Origin of the sequence: Conexibacter sp. CPCC 206217, assembly GCF_030646165.1 — a bacterium.
Taxonomy (GTDB): Bacteria; Actinomycetota; Thermoleophilia; order Solirubrobacterales; family Solirubrobacteraceae; genus Conexibacter.
Genome location: NZ_JAUTDO010000003.1, coordinates 428,655 through 444,858, shown reverse-complemented (window position 1 = coordinate 444,858; position 16,204 = coordinate 428,655). Strand labels below are relative to the sequence as shown.

Here is a 16,204-nt window from a genome sequence, read left to right as displayed (position 1 = left end):
CGAGCGGACCGACACCTTTATCGTACCCGCTTGTCAGACCAGCAGTCAAAGAGATATGGTCCGACCAATGGCGTTCAGCGAAGTCATCCGCAATCCGGCCTACGAGCAGGTCGCGCATCAGCTGCGCGAGGCGATCCTCGACGGTGCGCTGGCGCCGGGGGAGGAGCTGCCTGCCGAGCGCGAGCTGTGCGCGCAGTTCGGCGTCAGCCGCACGACGGTGCGCGAGGCGCTGCGCGCGCTCCAGGCCCAGGGCCTCGCCGTCGCGAGCGGACCGACCGCCCCGCTGCGCGTCCCGCCGGCCGAGTCGCTGTCGACCGGCCCGTTGCGCGAGAGCCTCGTCCACCTCATGCGCCTCGGCCGCGTCCCGCTCGCCGACCTCGTGGAGCTGCGCTGCGCGTTGGAGGCGGCCGCGGTCGCGGGTGCGGCGACGCGGCTGCACGCCACCGACGCTCGCGCCGAGGCGTCCCGCCACCGTGCCGCCTGCCTCGCCGATGCGCACCGGGAGGTGGAGGAGATGCGGGCCGTCGGAGACGACGTGGCCGCATTCGAGCGCGCCGACGTGCGCTTCCACGTCGCGCTCGTCGCCGCCTCCGGCAACGAGGCGCTTCAACTCGTGATGCTCGCCGTGCGCGACTCCGTCTCCGCGCACCTGCTCGACGCGCTGCGCGCGCTGCCGGCGCCGCAGCGGACGCTGAACAGACTGACGCGCCAGCACGAGGCGATCCTCGCCGCCGTCGAGGCCGGCGACGGTCGCGACGCCGAACTGCTGCTGCGCGACCACGTGATGGGCTTCTACCGCTCCGCCGAGCGCGCGACAGCTGCCGCCGAGCCGCGCGCAGCGGCCCGCGCAGGCGACCCGCTCGCCAGCCGACCATCAGACCAACGGACCAGCGGCAGCTCGCCGCTCGGAGGAACCTCCGCATGACCGCCACCGCCGACCGCCTGCTCGACGACCTCGCCGGCTCCGGCGACGTCGTCACCGATCCGGAGGTGCTCGCCTCCTACCGGCACGATCAGGCCGCGCCCGGGCTGGTCGCCGCCGGCACGCCCGCCGCCGTCGTGCGGCCGCGCACCACCCAGGAGGTGCAGCACGCCGTGCGCGCCGCCGCGACCCACGGCGTTCCCGTCGTGCCGCGCGGCGCCGGCTCCGGACTGTCCGGCGGCGCCAACGCGATCGACGGCTGCGTCGTGATCAGCACCGAGCGGATGACCGACGTCGTCGAACTGGACGGGCCGTCGCTGCTGGCGACCGTGCAGCCCGGCCTCGTCAACGCACAGCTGCGCGCGGCCGCCGAGCGCGAGGGGCTCTTCTACGCGCCCGATCCCGCCAGCTTCGAGTTCTCCACGATCGGCGGCAACATCGCGACGAACGCCGGCGGGCTCTGCTGCGTCAAGTACGGCGTCACGCGCGACGCGCTGCTCGGACTCGAGCTGGTGCTCGCCGACGGCAGAGCGGTGCGGATCGGGCGGCGCGCGCGCAAGGGGGTCGCCGGCTACGACCTCGCGTCGCTGATCTGCGGCTCGGAGGGCACGCTCGGGATCGTCACCGAGGCGACGATGCGCCTGCTCCCGCCGCCGCGCAGCTCCGCGACGCTCGCCGCCAGCTTCGCGACGCTCGGCGCCGCCGGCGCGGCGATCGCGAAGATCAGCCGCAGCAGCACCCCCTCGGTGCTGGAGCTGATGGACCGCACGACGATCCAGGCCGTCGAGCAGATGGCGCCGCAGGACCTCGATCAGGGCGTCGCAGCGCTCGTCTTCGCGCGCAGCGACCTCGGCGGCGAGCAGGCGCTGAAAGCCGTCGACGAGATGGCCGCGTGGTGCGAGCAGGCCGGCGCGACCCTCGCGCTCACGACCGACGAGGAGGCCGAGGGGCGGATGCTGATGGCCGCGCGCCGGCTCGCGTATCCGGCGCTGGAGCGCCAGGGCGCGACGCTGCTGGACGACGTCGGCGTCCCGCTCGGCAAGATCCCCGCGCTGCTGGAGGGGATCGAGCAGATCGCCGCGGCGCACGGCGTCGTGATCGGCACCTTCGGCCACGCCGGCGACGGCAACATGCATCCGACGATCGTCTACGACCACCGCGATCCCGACGCGGTCGCGCACGCGCGGGAGGCGTTCGCCGCGCTCGTCAGACTCGCGCTGCAGCTCGGCGGCACCGTCACGGGCGAGCACGGCGTCGGCCTGCTCAAGCGCGACTTTCTCGCGCAGGAGCTGGGCGCGGCGCACGAGCTGCACCGCGCGATCAAGCGCACGTTCGACCCGCACGGGCTGTTCAACCCCGGCAAGGCGATCTGAGCGCGCCGCAGCGGAACACGGGCGGGCGGCGCGAGCGCGCGCGGCGTCCAACGAAGCCGCGCGGAGGCGACGCAGCGTCCACGCCCGCCCGCCAACTAACCTTCAACGCCTCATGGCGCTCCGTCTCATCACTGCCGGCGAGTCGCACGGTCCCGGCCTCACATGCATCGTCGAAGGACTCCCCGCCGGGCTCGAGCTCGAGCAGGACGCGATCAACGCCGACATGGCGCGCCGCCAGCTCGGCTTCGGCCGCGGCGGCCGGATGAAGATCGAGAGAGATCGCGCCGATGTCACCGCCGGCGTGCGTCACGGCCGCACGATGGGCGGCCCGGTCGCGCTGCAGATCCCCAACAGAGACTTCGCCAACTGGGAAGAGCGGATGAACCCGTGGCCGGTCGAGAGATCGATCCCCGAGGTCCATCTTCCGCGCCCCGGCCACGCCGACCTCGTCGGCACCTGGAAGTACCGCACCGGCGACGTGCGCAACATCCTCGAGCGCGCCAGCGCGCGTGAGACCGCGGCCCGCGTCGCCGGCGGCGCGCTCGCGAAGGCGTTCCTGAAGGCGGTCGGCGTCGAGATCCGCTCGCACGTCACGCAGATCACCTCCGTCAGAGCGCCGGTCCTCGACCGCGCCCTCACCGTCGCGGACTTCGAGCACGTCGACGAGTCGCCGGTCCGCTGCCTCGACGCGGACGCCAGCAGAGCGATGGTCCAGGAGATCACGACGCTGCGCAAGAACAACGAGTCGCTCGGCGGCACGTTCGAGGTGATCGCGTTCGGCGTCGTTCCGGGCCTCGGCAGCCACATCTCGTGGGAGGAGCGGCTCGACGGCCGCATCGCGATGGCGATGATGTCGATCCAGGCGATGAAGGGGGTCGGCATCGGCGAGGGCTTCGACATCGCAGGCGTGCCCGGCTCGCAGGCGCACGACGAGATCTTCTTCGACGAGACGCGCGGATACTTTCGCGCGACCAACCACGCCGGTGGGCTCGAAGGCGGCATGACGACCGGCGAGCCGATCCTCGTGAAGGTCGCGATGAAGCCGATCCCGACGCTGACCAAGCCGCTGCGCTCGGTCGACATCGACACGCACGAGCCGGCGCAGGCGCTGCGCGAGCGGACCGACTCCTGCACGGTGCCGGCGGCCGGCGTCGTCGGCGAGGCGATGCTCGCCCATGTCGTCGCGGACGCGTACCGCAGAAAGTTCGGCGGCGACCACATCGACGACGTGCGCGAGGCCGTCAGCGCCTATGAGGAGCGGATCGGATGGCGCCGCTGAGCCGCACGCAGCCGCAGCCGAAGCTGCCCGACGACGGCGCGCTCGTCTTCGTCGGCTTCATGGGCGCCGGCAAGACGACGGCCGCCCGCCGCCTCGCCAGACGCTTCGGCGTCGAGGTGCAGGACGCCGACGCCGCGATCGCCGAGCACCTCGGCATGCCGATCGACCGCTGCTTCGCGGAGCAGGGCGAGGCCGCCTTCCGCGAGCTCGAGGAGCGGCTCGTCGGCGACATGCTGGAGCAGGCGCGCGGAGGGATCTTCTCGCTCGGCGGCGGCGCCCTGCACTCGGCGCGGATCCGTGCCGCGCTCAGACGCCACACGACGATCCTGCTCGACGTCGACGTCAACGCCGCCTGGGAGCGCGCCGCCGGCCGCGGCCGCCCGCTCGCACGCGACCCGCAGGACTTCCGCGACCTCTACATCCGCCGCCGGCCGATGTACATGGCCGCCGCCGACGCGGTGCTGCCGGCCGACCACAGGGACCGGATCGACGACGCGCTGCCGTCGATCCTCGCGCTACGCGACGCGCCCGCCGGCACGCGCCTGCTGTGGGCGACGAGCGACTCCGGCGACTACCCCGTCTTCGTCGGCCGCGGCCTGCTCGGCTCGGCGCTCTCGCCGGTGCAGGGCGACGGCTACCTCGTGACCGACGACCAGGTCGGGCCGCGCTACGCGTCAAGCCTCGGCGACGGTCTCAAGGCCACGATCACGATCCCCGCGGGCGAGACGCACAAGACGCTGCAGACGGCCGAGACCGTCTGGGTCGCGCTCGGCGAGCACGGGATGACGCAGAGCGACCATCTCGTCGCGCTCGGCGGCGGCGTCGTCGGCGACCTCGCGGGCTTCGTCGCGGCGACCTACCAGCGCGGCGTGCCGATCGTGCAGGTCCCGACGACGATCGTCTCGCAGGTCGACTCCGCCTACGGCGGCAAGACCGGCGTCGACCTCCCGAGCGCGAAGAACTACGTCGGCGCATACCACCAGCCGTCGTCGGTCGTCGTCGACGTCGACACGCTCGAGACGCTTCCGCGCGAGGAGGCGGCCGCCGGCTACGCGGAGGTCGTCAAGACCGCGCTGATCGCCGGCGGACACCTGTGGGAGCGCGTCCGCGCCGGCGACCCACCCGACGAGGACACGATCTTCGAGTGCGCCCGCACGAAGCTCGCGGTCGTCGCGCTGGACGAGCGCGACGGCGGCGTGCGGCAGGTGCTGAACCTCGGCCACACCGTCGGCCACGCGATCGAGACGGTCACCTCCTACGCGATGTTCCGCCACGGCGAGGCGGTCGGCCTCGGCCTGCTGGCGGCGCTGCGGCTCTCCGGCCAGGACGACCTGCGCGACGAGGTCGCCGGGCTGCTGGCGGCCCAGGGCCTGCCGACGCAGCTGACCCCCGGCGCGGTCGACCTCGACGCGGTCATAGCCGCGACCGCGCGCGACAAGAAGCGCCGCAGCGGCGCGCCCGTCCCGTTCGTGCTGCTCGACGGACCCGGCGCGGCGCGGCCGGGCTGCCAGGTCGGCGACGAGGATCTGCGCGCAGCCGTCGTCGAGCTTGCGCAGGCAAAGGGAGCCGCACCCGCATGAGCAGCCGCATCGCAGTCCTGCACGGCGTCAACCTCGACCAGCTCGGGCGCCGCGACGCGAGCCACTACGGGACCCTCACGCTCGACCAGCTGGAGCGCACGATCACCGGCTTCGCCGACGAGCTCGGCCTGCGCGTGCAGTTCTTCCAGAGCAACTTCGAAGGCGCGTTCGTCGAGCAGCTGCACCGCGCGGGGGAGATGGCCGACGGCCTCGTGCTCAACCCGGGCGCCTGGACGCACTACTCGTGGGCGATCCGCGACGCGCTGGAGATCGCGAGGCTGCCGAGCGTCGAGGTGCACCTGTCCGACGTGCACCAACGGGAGGAGTGGCGCCGTGTCTCGGTGATCCGCGACCTCTGCATCGAGACCGTCGCCGGCAGAGGGCCCGACGGCTACCGCGACGCGCTCGCGCGCCTGCAGAAGGAGCTGAACGGATGAGCCGGACCAGCAGCACCGACAGCGCAGCCCGCGCCGACCGCCTCGCCGCCGCACTGCCCGCGCGCGAACTGGACGCGCTGCTGGTCACCAACCTCGTCAACGTCCGCTACCTGACCGGCTACACCGGCTCCAACGGCCTCGCGGTCGTCGGCGGCGGCGACCTGCGCCGCTTCGTCACCGACTTCCGCTACGAGCAGCAGATCCAGGAGCAGGTCCACGGCTACGAGCGCGTGATCGGCGAGACCGACCTGCTGGAGCAGATCCTCCCGGGGCTGCCCAGCGGCGACGTGCGGCTCGGCTTCGACGACCAGACGGTCTCCGTCAAGACGCACGCGCGGCTGCGCGAGCTGCTGCCCGAGCGCGTCGAGCTGGTCGCCGCCGGCGGCGCGGTCGAGCAGCTGCGGCTCGTCAAGGACGCGCACGAGATCGAGCGGATCCGCGCGGCGACGCTGCTCGCCGACGGCGCGCTGGAGCACGTGCTGCAGGACGGCCTCGCCGGTCGCACCGAGCGCGAGGTCGCGCTCGCGCTGGAGCACGAGATGCAGGCGCTCGGCGCGCAGCGCCCCAGCTTCGACACGATCGTCGCCCACGGCGCGCACGGCGCGCTGCCGCACGCCACGCCGCGCGACGTGACGATCGCCTCCGGCAGCCTCGTCGTGATCGACTGGGGCGCCGAGCTCGACGGCTACTGCTCCGACTGCACGCGCACCTACGCCGCCGGCCCGGTCAGCGACGACGCGCGCGCGATCTACGAGACCGTGCTGACGGCGCAGCTGGCCGGCCTCGCCGCCGTCGGGCCGGGCGTGACCGGCAGGGACGCTGACGCCGCCGCGCGCGACGTGATCGCGGCCGCCGGCCACGGCGAGCACTTCGGCCACAGCCTCGGCCACGGCGTCGGGATCGAGGTGCACGAGGCGCCGCGGCTGTCGAGAGCGTCGACGGCGACGCTCGCGCCCGGCAACGTCGTCACGGTCGAGCCGGGGATCTACCTGCCGGGCGTGCTCGGCGTGCGGATCGAGGACCTCGTCGTCGTCACCGCCGACGGCCAGGACGTCCTCACGACGCTGCCGAAGGGCCTGACGGTCATCCCCTGACGGGCGGCGCGCCGACGCGCGCGCCGGCCTGACCCAGCTCGCGCGTCGCGCGCGGGATCAGCCCAAGCAGCAGCACCGACGCTGCCAGCACGCCGCCGCCGGCCATCACCTCTATCGCGCCGATGTGGTCGGCGAGCACGCCGATCACGACATAGCCGACCGGCAGCAGCGCGAGCGATCCGAGCCAGTCGTAGGAGGTCACGCGCGAGAGCGCCTGCGGCGGGATCCGCTCGGCCAGCGCCGTCTGCCACCAGATCCCGAACAGCGCGATGCCGACCCCGGTCGTCGTCCCGAGCACGAGCGCCAGCGCGAGCGGGATCCCGAGCGCGTACGCGCTCAGCAGCAGGCAGAACGGCAGCACCAGGAGGATCCCCGCCACCAGGGGCCGGCGCGGGCGCCAGTGCAGCGCCAGCAGCGAGCCGATCGCGGTGCCGAAGCCGACCGCCGCCGCCAGCCAGCCGTACAGCGCCGGATCGCCGTAGCGGTCCTCCGCGACGGTCGGCCCGAGCACGACGTAGGGCGCGTAGGTGCCGAACAGCTGAAACGAGAAGACGACGATCGTGACCCACACCCAGGTGCGCGAGCGGACCTCCTCGAAGCCCTCGCGCAGCTCCGTGCGGACCGAGCGGCGCGGCGCCGGCTCCCCACGCGGCCGCGGATGCACGAGCGCGAGCAGGCAGGCGCTGACGAAGAACGTCCCGGCGTCGACGGCGAACGCGGTGCCGGTCCCCAGCGTCAGCACGAGCGCCGTCGCGATCGCCGGGCCGGCGAACTCGGCGATCGTCTGCGTCAGGTTGTTGAGCGCGTTCGCCTCCTGGATCAGCTCCTCGGGCACCGTCTGCGGCACGAGGCCGCTGAAGGCGGGCCTGAAGAACGCCTCGGCGGTCCCGAACAGCGCCTCGATCGCGACCAGCTCCCAGATCGTGATGTGGTCGGTCAGGATCAGCACCGCCAGCAGCGCGTGCAGCGAGCCGCGCATCAGATCGGTCGACAGCATGATGCGATGGCGCGGCAGCCGATCGGCCCAGACGCCGCCGAACAGCACGAAGACGAGATGGGCGGCGGTGTAGACGCCCATCACCAGCCCGAGGTCCGCGGTCGAGCCGGTTCGCTCGGTCACCAGCAGCGCCAGCGCGACAAGAACGATCCGGTCGCCGGTCGTGGAGATCGTCTGGCTCAGGAAGAGCCAGCGAAAGTCCTTGTGCCCCCACAGACGGTGAAAACGGCGCATCGGGCTGGGGAGCGTACGTCAGTCCGCCGACGGCGGCGACAGTAACTTTTCCTGCTCGGAGTGCGGCCTGCGCCGCCTCGCGGGTCTCAGCGCGCGCCGGGCGCCGCCTGGGCGGTTCTCAGCGCGTCGCGCGCCGTCTTGCCGCTCTCGCGGGCGCCGCGCGTCTGCGGGCCGGCGCGCGGGCGGGAAGCGCGGCGCGCAGAGCTGCCAGCAGGGCCGCCATCAGCACGGCGGCGACGCCGGCGACGGTCACGCAGGCGCCCGCGAAGGCGCCGTTGACCGCGGTCCAGTCGATCGCTCCGGCGCGGCCGGCGCCGACGATCGCGAGCGTGACGGCGTACCCGGCCGCCAGCAGCACGCCGCCGAGCACAAGGTAGCTGCGCGCGACCGCCGGCTGCGGCCAGCTCGCGGCGCCGGCGCGGCGCCGCTCCAGCAGCGTGTCCGCAAGGCCGGCCAGCGCCGCCCACGCGGTCACGACGAAGAGCGCGCCGGCGACGTCGCTGGGCCGGTGCCAGCCGGCGGCGATCACGGCGATCCCGACCGCCGAGCCGTACGCGACCGCCAGCACCGACACGAGCCGGCGCACGCGCGGCGGGGCGACGAGCGTCGCCGCGACGCCGATCGCGAACGCGACCGTCACGTGCCCGCTGGGGAAGCTGTTCTCGTAGAGGCGCCCGTCGATCAGCAGGTCCGGCCGCGTCAGCGTGCGCTGCAGCAGCTCCGTCGTCAGGACGGCGCCGCCGATCACGGTCCCGGCGACGAGCGCGAGCGCGAGCCGGCGCCGCAGCAGCGCCTGCGCGACCAGCACCGCGGTCGCGAGCGCGAGCGTGCCGACGCTGATCGTCGTCAGCAGCTGCTGCGCGGCGTCGTGCGCGGAGGCGGTCGCGAGCGCGCGGCCGTCGAAGGCGCCCTGGTCGATCCGCTGCCCGCGGTGCGTGCGCACGAGTACGGCGTAGGTCGCGACGACCGCGCCCGCGCAGCCGAACGCGAGCGCGAGCAGGGGGAGGGGGTTCACTCTGCGCACTGCGTCTCAGGCTAGTGGTGTGCTCAGAAGCCCACGTTCGGCAGGTTCCAGTGCTGCCAGTAGGCGATCATCCGCAGCGCGAAGCAGACGGCGCCGCCGAGCAGCATGGTCTTCCCAGCCGGGTGGCCGCGCTGTATGCCGATCACCGCGATCGCAGCGCCGACCAGCGCGGCGCTCGCATAGACGTCGGTGTTGAGCACGCGCGGCGGGATGCCGAGCAGCAGGTCGCGCATGACGCCGCCGCCGACGCCGGTGACGACGCCCAGCAGCACCGCCGTCAGGCCGTTTGTGCCGAAGTCGAGCGCCTTGCGCGCGCCGGCGACCGCGAACAGCCCGAGTCCGCCGGCGTCGAGCGTCACGAGCACGGCTGAGGGCAGCTCGTCGACGTAGTCCTCGAACAGGAAGACGACGACGCCGGCCGCGAACGCGGTCAGCGGGTAGCGCTTGAACGACAGCGACGCGGGCGGGACCGAGCCGATCAGCACGTCGCGCACGATCCCGCCGCCGAGCGCGGTCACGAACGCCAGCACGAGCACGCCGAAGAGGTCGAAGCGGGCCTCTGCCGCGTTCAGCGCCCCTTCGAGCGCGAACAGCGCCGTCGCGGCGAGGTCGAACGCCAGCACGAGCCGGTCGGGCCGGCGCCACGGCGGCGCCGTGGGGCGGAGCGCTTCTGTCTGGTCCGCAGTCATTGCGGGGGCGAATCTAGTGACCAGTTGACACGAGCGCGATCCTGGAGGGCGTGGCCACGACGACCACCGCTCCCCGCAACATGGTCCGCATCGACGCCGCGCGCGTGCGGATGGGCTCCGAGCGCTTCTATCCGGAGGAGGCCCCGCTGCGCGAGGTCGACGTCGACGGCTTCTGGATCGACAGCCGGCTCGTGACCGTGCGCGACTTCCGGCGCTTCGCGGAGGAGACCGGCTACGTCACGCTCGCCGAGCAGCAGCCCGCGGCGGACGAGTACCCCGACGCTCTTCCGGAGCTGCTGGTCCCAGGCTCGCTCGTCTTCCGCAAGGCGCCGCAGCGCGTCTCGCTGAACGACTGGCGGCAGTGGTGGGCGTACGTGCCGGGCGCGGACTGGCGCCACCCGGGCGGCCCGGGAACGAGCATCCGCGGCCGCGACCGCCATCCGGTCGTCCACGTCGCGCACCAGGACGCGGCCGCCTATGCCGCCTGGGCTGGCAAGGCGCTGCCGACGGAGGCGGAGTGGGAACTGGCCGCCCGCGGCGGCCTCGACGGCGCGACGTTCGCCTGGGGCGACGAGGAGCGGCCGGACGGGCGCCTGATGGCCAACCACTGGCAGGGCGAGTTCCCGTGGCAGAACCTGAAGGCGAAGGGCTGGGAGGGCACCTCGCCGGTCGCGACCTTCCCGCCCAACGGCCACGGCCTCTACGACATGACCGGCAACGTCTGGGAGTGGACGGCCGACGCGTGGACCGAGTCGCACGCGACCGAGCGCGCTTGCTGCGCCCCGCCGCCGGCGCCGACCTCAGAGCCCGGCGCCCACATCCCGCGCAGAGTGATCAAGGGCGGCTCCCACCTGTGCGCCCCCAACTACTGCCTGCGCTACCGCCCCGCCGCCCGTCAGGGCGAGCCGATCGACACCTCCACAAGCCACATCGGCTTCCGCTGCGTGGTGCGCTGAGCGGCTGCGCCGCCCCGGTTTCGCCCCACGCCTCCCGCCGCCCTACAATCCTCACCGTGATCAGCACGAACCAGCTCAAGAACGGCAACCACATCGAAGTGGACGGGACGATCTTCAAAGTCGTCGAGTTCCAGCACGTCAAGCCGGGCAAGGGCCCCGCGTTCGTGCGGACGAAGCTGCGCCGATCCAGCGACGGCAACGTGATCGACAAGACGTTCCGCGCGGGCGAGAAGTTCCGCTCGGTGCGGACCGAGGTGCGCAAGATGCAGTACCTCTACTCCGACGAGTCCGACGCGCACTTCATGGACGTCGAGAGCTTCGAGCAGTCGGCGATCCCCGCAGCCGCGCTGAGAGACGCGCTGCGCTGGACGAAGGCGAGCGACAACGTCGACCTGCTGTCGATCGACGGCGTCCCGGCCGACATCCAGCTGCCCAGCGCCGTCGACCTCGAGGTCACCGAGACCGAGCCCGGCCTGCGCGGCGACACCGCCTCCGGCGGCGGCACGAAGCCCGCGACGCTGGAGACCGGCGCGCAGATCAACGTCCCGCTGTTCGTCAACATCGGCGACAAGGTGCGGGTCGACACGCGCTCCGGCGAATACATGTCCCGCGCGTAGCGCGACCTCGTGTCTCGCCGAAGCGACCAACGACGCGAAGCGGTCTTCGCGCTGTACCAGCACGACCTCACCGGCCGGCCCCTCGACGACACGCTGCCGAAGGACGCCGCGACGTTCACGCAGGCGCTTGCCCGCGCGGCGCTCGCCCGTCAGCCGGAGTTCGACGACCTGATCAGCCGCCACGCCGAGGGCTGGACGCTGTCGCGGATCGCCCCGCTGGAGCGCTCGATCATGCGCGTCAGCCTGCTGGAGATGCTGCACCCCGGCGACGTCCCGGCGGAGCGCTCGATCCCGCCGGAGGGCGCGATCGACGAGGCGATCGAGACCGCCAAGGCCTATTGCGGCGCCGAGGCGCCCGGTTTCCTCAACGGCGTGCTGGCGGCGATCCTGCGCGAGCACCGCGCCGCCGACGGCGCGACGAGCGGCAACGGCAGCGAGAACGGAGGCGGCCGATGAGCGGCGTCGATCAGTTGGAGTACTTCAGCCGTCAGCTCGAGGACGCGGCCGCGCAGCTGCGCGGCGGCGACCTGGAGCCCGAGCAGGCCGCGCGCCTGGTGGAGGAGTGCGCCCGCCTCGCCGGCGACGCCGCCAACGAGCTCGATCGCCGCGTGCGCGTCGCCGCGGAGCCGCCCGCGCCGGGTCAGACGTCGCTCCCGACGCAGCCCGCATGAGCGCGGGCGAGTATCCCGACGCCCTCCGCCGCACGGTGGAGGAGTACCTCGCGCAGCTCACCTTCATCGACGCCGAGACGACCGGCGCGGACGGCCTCGAAGAGGCGATGCGCTACTCGCTGCTGGCCGGCGGCAAGCGCATACGCCCCGTGCTCGCGCTGGCGACGGCGCGCGCGATCGGCCAGCCGGCCGAGGCGGTCCTGCCGATAGCGGCGGCGCTGGAGCTGATCCACACCTACTCGCTGATCCACGACGACCTGCCGGCGATGGACGACGACGACCTGCGTCGCGGCAGACCGACCTGCCACAAGGCGTTCGGCGAGAACGTCGCGATCCTCGCGGGCGACGGCCTCTACGCGGAGGCCTTCCGCCACGTGCTGGAGCGCCAGCCGGGCGAGCCGGCCGCGATCCTCGCCGCCGTGCGCGAGCTCGCGTCCGCGACGGGAGTCAACGGGATGGTCGGCGGGCAGTACCTGGACGTGGCCGCTTCCGCCCCCAAGGACCCGGCAGGCCTGCGTCATCTGCACGCGCTGAAGACCGGCAGGCTGATCGGCGCGTCGATCATGTGCCCGCTGCTGCTCGCTCCGACCCAGCCACCTGCGACAATCGACGCCTTCCGCAACTTCGCAAGCGAGCTTGGCGTGCTCTTCCAGATCGTCGACGACATCCTCGACGTCGTCGGCACCGACGACGCACTCGGCAAGACCCAGGGCAGCGACGAGCGGCTCGGCAAGCGCACGTACGTGAGCGAGTTCGGCCTCGAACGGGCGCGCGAGCTGGCCGCCGAATCGCACGCCAACGCCCGCGCAGCGCTGCAGAGCGCCGCCCCGGGTGGCGCAGGGGAGCTGACGCAGATCACCGACTTCATCTACACGCGGACCTCATGAGCGAACCGATCCTTCCCGGCGTCGACGGTCCCGAGGACCTCAAGGGCCTCTCCGACGAACAGCTGCAGCAGCTCGCGCAGGAGGTGCGCGAGCACATCATCGACACGGTCGGAGAGATCGGCGGGCACTTCGGCGCCAACCTCGGCACCTGCGAGCTGGCCGTCGCGCTGCACTCGCTGCTGGAGTCGCCGCGCGACAAGATCCTCTGGGACGTCGGCCACCAGGCCTACCCGCACAAGATCCTGACCGGCCGCCGCGACCAGCTCGAGACGATCCGCAAGTACGGCGGCCTGTCGCCGTTCTGCTCGATCGACGAGTCCGAGCACGACATCATGGGCGCCGGCCACGCCTCCACCTCGATCGGCTACGCCGTCGGGCTGAAGGAGGCGATGCGCCACGGACAGGGCGAGGACGGCGCGGTCGTCGCGGTGATCGGCGACGGCTCGATGACCGGCGGCGTCGCGTTCGAGGCGGTCCACCAGGCCGGCGGCCTCGGCACCCCGATGGTCGTCGTGCTGAACGACAACGGCATGTCGATCTCGCCGAACGTCGGCGCGCTGTCGCGCTACTTCAACCGCGTGCGGCTGAACCCGAAGCTGTGGAAGGCGCGCGAGGGCGTCGAGGACGGCCTGACGAAGCTGCCGGCCGGGATCGGCAACCGCTTCGCCCACCTCGGCCCGCAGCTGAAGGAGTCGATCAAGGCGTTCTGGGCGCCCGGCCTCTTCTGGGAGGAGCTCGACTGGGCCTACATGGGCGTCGTCGACGGCCACGACGTGCACGCCCTGCGCGCGGCGCTGAGAGAGGCGATCGCGGCCGAGCGGCCGGTCGTCGTGCATGTCTCGACGGTGAAGGGCAAGGGCTTCGCGCCGGCCGAGGACGGCGGCCTGGAGGGCATGGAGAAGTGGCATGCCGCCAAGCCGAAGTCGATCGCCAACGGCGCGCCCGCGCCGGCCCCGGCGGCGATCCCGGGCGCCGCGAAGGCGAAGCCGAAGCCGCCGCAGTACACGCAGGTGTTCGGCGACGCGCTCGTCGACGAGTGCCGCCGCGACGAGCGCGTGATCGGCATCACCGCTGCGATGAACTCCGGCACCGGCCTCAACATCCTCCAGAGAGAGCTGCCGGAGCGCTACTTCGACGTCGGCATCGCCGAGCAGCAGGCGCTGCTGTTCGCCTGCGGCCTGGCGCTGCAGGGCTGCAAGCCGGTCGCGGCGATCTACTCGACCTTCCTGCAGCGCGCGTTCGACCAGATCGTCCATGACGTCTGCCTGCAGAGACTCGACGTCGTGCTCGCGATGGACCGCGCCGGCCTCGTCGGTGACGACGGCCCGACGCACCACGGCGTCTTCGACATCTCCTACCTGCGCCCGCTGCCGCACATCGTGCTGATGGCGCCGCGCGACGAGGCGCAGCTGGTCCACATGCTGCACACCGCGCTCGCGTACGACGGCCCGGTCGCGCTGCGCTACCCACGCGGCGAGGCGACCGGCGTGCCGCTGCCGCTGGAGCCCAGACTGCTGGAGATCGGCAGCGGCGAGATCCTGCGCGAGGGCGACGGCAAGGTCGCGCTGCTGGGCTACGGCAGCGGCGTCGCCAAGGCGCTGGAGGCCGCGACGCTGCTGGCCGAGCACGGGATCGCCGCGACGGTCGCCGACGCGCGCTTCGCGAAGCCGATCGACGCCGGTCTCGTCGCCCAACTGCAGGCCGAGCACGACCTGCTCGTGACCGTCGAGGAGGGCGTCCTGGCCGGCGGCTTCGGCTCGGCCGTGTGGGAGACGCTGTCCGACAGCGGCATCGCCTCGCGGATCCTGCGCGTCGGCATCCCCGACCGCTACGTCACGCACGGCTCCCCGGCGCTGCTGCACGAGGAGGTCGGCTTCACCGGCCCCGCGATCGCGGAGCGCGTGCTGGCGGCGGTGGGCAGCGGCCACCGCACGCCAGCGACGTCCTGACTACCGGATCCGGTAGTCCGCGTTCTTGATCAGCATGAGCGCGTAGTCGAGCCAGAACGTGCCCGTCGGTGGCGCGTTTCTCGACGTGCCGCAGTTGCCGGCGGAGCGGCCGGGGTTGCCGATCCAGAAGAGGCCGTCGAGCCGCGGGTACTGCGGCGGCACGTTCGACGTCGGCTTGGGACCGAGGCCGCGGCCTCTCGGGTTGCAACGGATCGAGTTGCCGAACTCGACCTTGTTCTTCGGCCGCAGCGCGCCCTTGCCGTTGACGGCGGTGTTGACGACGTAGTGCTTGCCGCCGGTCGCGCGGGAGAGGCCGTCGGCGTAGCGGATCTCCTTCGTCGTGCGGTTGTGGTGCGTGGAGTTGGTGAAGAAGCCCTGGATCTTGTTGACGCCGACCTTGCGCAGCAGTGAGCCGATGAATCTCGGGTGGTGCGCGTCGCTGGCGCCGGCATCGACGTACACGACCGCGTGCGGCAGCCTCGCGAGCGAATCGATCGCGGAGCGCATCTCGTCGATGCGCACCTGCAGGCCTCTGCCGGACAGGCACGGCGCGGTGATCAGCGCGTCGATCTCGTAGAAGAGCACGACTCTCTGGTTGCCGATCCCGTTCGCGAAGTCGCTGTACCAGCGCTTGTAGGCTGCGGCCTCTCTGGCAGAGTCGCTGACGCGGTGGCAGGTGAGGTGCTTGAGCCGGTAGGTCGCCAGCAGCGGGATCGCGCCCGGGTCGTCGTTGTACGCCTGCGCGAGGTACTTCGCGACGACGTAGCCGGGGCGGTCGTTCCAACTGCCGAAGCGCTTGGACTCGGGCTGGGAGCTGATCGCCGAGAGCATTCTCGCCGCGCCCGGCTTGCTGCGCTTGATGCGGTTCGCGTAGACGCCCGCGATCGTCTGCGACGGGTTGTCGTAGAAGCGCGCGCCGGACAGCGGGTTGCCGTCGGTCGGCGCCGGGTTGAGTCCGAGCGGGTTGACGCTGTCGCGCGGATCGGTCGAGATCGCGTCGTTGTCCTCGATCGTGAGGATCGCGCGGTCCGGTCTGCCGACTCTCTCGGGATAGGTGCCGAAGATGCCGACTGCGATCGTCTCTCTGCCCTCGACGAGCGGATCGTCGACGATCGGGACGGAGAACGAGCCCTCGGTCTGACCGGGCGCGAGGTCGACGCGGCCCTTCACGGGCTTGTAGTCCTGGAACTGCTGCGCCGTTCTGTGCCAGGCGCCGTAGCGGACCTCGCCGCGCGTGGAGGCGGTGGAGCGCGTGAAGGTGATGACGGCGTTGCCGGCCCCTTCGTTGACCGTGTACGAGGTCGACGTGAGGCTGACGGTGCCCGCGGCCGAAGCGGCGCGCGGAGCGAGCAGAAGCATGAGCAGCAGCGCCAGACAGGCGAGCACGACCACTCGCATGGGGGAATGCGTGAAACGGAACATCGGTCGACGGCCTCCCAGGCGTCGGTTTTAGCTCTCTCGAAACTACCCGCCGCCAAGGGCTTCAATAGGGCAT

General features: G+C 72.4%; 16 protein-coding genes. 12 read left to right on the top strand and 4 right to left on the bottom strand.

The features are described from left to right. Nucleotides 1-67 precede the first annotated feature (67 nt). The 6 genes from Q7L65_RS10430 to Q7L65_RS10405 all read left to right on the top strand — a co-directional run bounded on the left by Q7L65_RS10430 (nt 68) and on the right by Q7L65_RS10405 (nt 6,685). Entirely contained in the window at nt 68-925 is an 858-nt protein-coding gene (locus Q7L65_RS10430; RefSeq protein WP_304720957.1) for a FadR/GntR family transcriptional regulator, read from the top strand. Next, nucleotides 922-2,295, top strand: coding sequence for an FAD-binding oxidoreductase (locus Q7L65_RS10425; RefSeq protein ID WP_304720956.1), 1,374 nt, complete (start codon nt 922-924; stop codon nt 2,293-2,295). Before Q7L65_RS10430 ends, Q7L65_RS10425 begins: the two co-directional genes overlap by 4 nt. 112 nt (nt 2,296-2,407) lie before the next feature. Next, nucleotides 2,408-3,574 (top strand): chorismate synthase, encoded by a 1,167-nt coding sequence (gene aroC, locus Q7L65_RS10420; RefSeq protein WP_304720955.1) that lies wholly within the window; start codon nt 2,408-2,410, stop codon nt 3,572-3,574. After that, on the top strand, nt 3,562-5,154 hold the full coding sequence (locus Q7L65_RS10415; protein ID WP_304720954.1) for a bifunctional shikimate kinase/3-dehydroquinate synthase: 1,593 nt from the start codon (nt 3,562-3,564) through the stop codon (nt 5,152-5,154). Before aroC ends, Q7L65_RS10415 begins: the two co-directional genes overlap by 13 nt. Further along, complete coding sequence (locus Q7L65_RS10410; protein ID WP_304720953.1) at nt 5,151-5,591, top strand: type II 3-dehydroquinate dehydratase; 441 nt, start codon at nt 5,151-5,153, stop codon at nt 5,589-5,591. Before Q7L65_RS10415 ends, Q7L65_RS10410 begins: the two co-directional genes overlap by 4 nt. Next, entirely contained in the window at nt 5,588-6,685 is a 1,098-nt protein-coding gene (locus Q7L65_RS10405; RefSeq protein ID WP_304720952.1) for a Xaa-Pro peptidase family protein, read from the top strand. The genes Q7L65_RS10410 and Q7L65_RS10405 overlap by 4 nt, the downstream gene beginning before the upstream one ends. Here the strand turns inward: Q7L65_RS10405 and Q7L65_RS10400 are convergent. The 3 genes from Q7L65_RS10400 to Q7L65_RS10390 all read right to left on the bottom strand — a co-directional run bounded on the left by Q7L65_RS10400 (nt 6,675) and on the right by Q7L65_RS10390 (nt 9,629). Continuing rightward, the gene (locus Q7L65_RS10400; protein ID WP_304720950.1) at nt 6,675-7,916 is read right to left on the bottom strand and encodes an MFS transporter; all 1,242 of its coding nucleotides are present in this window, start codon (nt 7,914-7,916) and stop codon (nt 6,675-6,677) included. The two genes, Q7L65_RS10405 and Q7L65_RS10400, sit on opposite strands and share 11 nt — an antisense overlap. A gap of 118 nt (nt 7,917-8,034) precedes the next feature. Continuing rightward, nucleotides 8,035-8,931, bottom strand: coding sequence for a phosphatase PAP2 family protein (locus Q7L65_RS10395; RefSeq protein ID WP_304720948.1), 897 nt, complete (start codon nt 8,929-8,931; stop codon nt 8,035-8,037). A gap of 32 nt (nt 8,932-8,963) precedes the next feature. Then, nucleotides 8,964-9,629, bottom strand: coding sequence for a trimeric intracellular cation channel family protein (locus Q7L65_RS10390; RefSeq protein WP_304720946.1), 666 nt, complete (start codon nt 9,627-9,629; stop codon nt 8,964-8,966). A gap of 80 nt (nt 9,630-9,709) precedes the next feature. On the opposite strand from Q7L65_RS10390, the gene Q7L65_RS10385 reads away from it, so the two are divergent. Genes Q7L65_RS10385 through dxs form a run of 6 tightly spaced genes read left to right on the top strand, consistent with a single transcriptional unit; the run spans nt 9,710 to nt 14,709 of the window. After that, nucleotides 9,710-10,585, top strand: coding sequence for a formylglycine-generating enzyme family protein (locus tag Q7L65_RS10385; RefSeq protein WP_370552547.1), 876 nt, complete (start codon nt 9,710-9,712; stop codon nt 10,583-10,585). Nucleotides 10,586-10,641: 56 nt separating this feature from the next. Further along, nucleotides 10,642-11,202, top strand: coding sequence for an elongation factor P (gene efp / locus Q7L65_RS10380; RefSeq protein WP_304720943.1), 561 nt, complete (start codon nt 10,642-10,644; stop codon nt 11,200-11,202). Nucleotides 11,203-11,211: 9 nt separating this feature from the next. After that, the gene (locus Q7L65_RS10375) at nt 11,212-11,658 is read left to right on the top strand and encodes a transcription antitermination factor NusB (protein WP_304720941.1); all 447 of its coding nucleotides are present in this window, start codon (nt 11,212-11,214) and stop codon (nt 11,656-11,658) included. Continuing rightward, the gene (locus tag Q7L65_RS10370) at nt 11,655-11,873 is read left to right on the top strand and encodes a hypothetical protein (protein WP_304720939.1); all 219 of its coding nucleotides are present in this window, start codon (nt 11,655-11,657) and stop codon (nt 11,871-11,873) included. Before Q7L65_RS10375 ends, Q7L65_RS10370 begins: the two co-directional genes overlap by 4 nt. Continuing rightward, a complete protein-coding gene (locus Q7L65_RS10365) occupies nt 11,870-12,760 on the top strand; it encodes a polyprenyl synthetase family protein (RefSeq protein WP_304720937.1) in 891 nt (296 codons plus the stop codon). Before Q7L65_RS10370 ends, Q7L65_RS10365 begins: the two co-directional genes overlap by 4 nt. Then, entirely contained in the window at nt 12,757-14,709 is a 1,953-nt protein-coding gene (gene dxs / locus Q7L65_RS10360) for a 1-deoxy-D-xylulose-5-phosphate synthase (protein ID WP_304720935.1), read from the top strand. Before Q7L65_RS10365 ends, dxs begins: the two co-directional genes overlap by 4 nt. Here the strand turns inward: dxs and Q7L65_RS10355 are convergent, their stop codons facing one another. Next, complete coding sequence (locus Q7L65_RS10355; RefSeq protein ID WP_304720933.1) at nt 14,710-16,107, bottom strand: glycoside hydrolase family 6 protein; 1,398 nt, start codon at nt 16,105-16,107, stop codon at nt 14,710-14,712. Nucleotides 16,108-16,204: the final 97 nt, after the last annotated feature.